Here is a 1,020-nt window from a genome sequence, read left to right as displayed (position 1 = left end):
AGCGCCAGCCCACCGGCCAGCAGCAGCGCGGCCAGGGCCCGGCCGGATCGAACGGAACGTCGTGCGTGCATGAGGACTGCCCCCAGGGGGTCGGTGTGACGGCTGACGCTCCTTCGACGCGGGTGCGCGGCGGAACGTTGGCCCCCGGGGCGTTCCGAATCGATCACGGTCGGGACTCGGCGCGGCCACACGGCCCGGCGGGGATGCCCGGACGGCCCCGGCGGCGCTGTCGGTGGCGTCTGACAGAGTGGGATCATGCGCGAGCACAGCGAGGACACCCGTACCGCCGAGAGCCCGGCGGGCCCCGGCCACGTCGTCGTCGTCGGCGGCGGGATCGCCGGACTGGCGGCCGCCCACCGCCTGCTGGCCGACGGCCGGCGAGTGACCCTCCTGGAGGCGTCCGACCGGCTCGGCGGCAAGCTCCTGACAGGCCGCGTCGCCGACGCGCGCGTGGACCTCGGCGCCGAGTCGATGCTGGCCCGCCGCCCGGAGGCGGTCGCCCTGGCCCGCGAGGCCGGACTCGGCGAGCGCCTTCGGGAGCCCGCCACCGCGACCGCCTCGATCTGGACCCGCGGTGCCCTGCGCCCCCTGCCCAAGGGCCATGTGATGGGCGTCCCGGGCACCGCCGCCGCCCTGGCCGGGGTGCTCTCCGAGGAGGGCCTGGCCCGCATCGGGCGCGACGCCGAGCTGCCCCGCACCGAGGTCGGCGACGACGTGGCCGTCGGCGCGTACGTGGCGGCCCGGGTCGGCCGCGAGGTCGTCGACCGCCTCGTCGAGCCCCTGCTGGGCGGCGTGTACGCGGGCGACGCGTACCGCATCTCGCTGCGCTCGGCCGTCCCGCAGCTCTACCGGGCCGCGCTGACCCACGACTCGCTCACCGAGGCGGTCCGCGAGATCCAGTCCGGCGCGGCGGCGAACGGGCCGGCGGGGCCGGTCTTCATGGGCATCGAGGGCGGCGTCGGCAGTCTGCCGTCCGCGGTCGCCGCGTCGGTGCGCGCGCGGGGCGGCGAGATCGCGACC

The 1,020-nt window shown here is 77.7% G+C and carries 1 protein-coding gene; it reads left to right on the top strand.

The window, feature by feature from the left end; translation table 11 throughout:
• Positions 1-255 precede the first annotated feature (255 nt).
• On the top strand, positions 256-1,020 hold a 765-nt coding region (gene hemG, locus SZN_RS37175; RefSeq protein WP_007506551.1), incomplete at its 3' end, for a protoporphyrinogen oxidase.

Source organism: Streptomyces zinciresistens K42, from assembly GCF_000225525.1.
Taxonomy (GTDB): Bacteria; Actinomycetota; Actinomycetes; order Streptomycetales; family Streptomycetaceae; genus Streptomyces; species Streptomyces zinciresistens.
Note: the sequence above shows the minus strand (reverse complement) of the source record. Positions and strands in the feature narration are given on the sequence as shown.